This window comes from Limosilactobacillus portuensis (genome assembly GCF_014838735.1).
GTDB classification, from domain to species: Bacteria; Bacillota; Bacilli; order Lactobacillales; family Lactobacillaceae; genus Limosilactobacillus; species Limosilactobacillus portuensis.
Window position 1 is genome coordinate 1 of sequence record NZ_JABUXQ010000101.1, and the last position, 306, is coordinate 306.

At 42.5% G+C, this 306-nt stretch carries 1 pseudogene; it reads left to right on the plus strand.

Annotated elements, in window-relative coordinates:
* Window positions 1–306, plus strand: a pseudogene (locus HUK49_RS10740) (MSCRAMM family adhesin SdrC); the annotation flags it as partial.

The window sequence follows — 306 nt, forward strand, 5'->3', positions numbered from 1 at the left end:
TGATACCGATGTTGATTTTGACGCGCTGTCTGAATCGCTTGTTGACGTACTTGTTGACTTACTTAGTGATGCTGATGTACTGTCTGAATCACTCGTTGATGTACTTGTCGACTTGCTTAATGATGCTGAGTCACTATCTGATACAGATGTTGATGTCGATGCGCTATCTGAGTCACTTGTCGATGTACTTGTCGACTTACTCAATGATGCTGAGTCGCTATCTGATACTGATGTTGATGTCGATGCGCTATCTGAGTCACTCGTTGACGTACTTATCGATTTACTCAATGATGCTGAATCGCTATC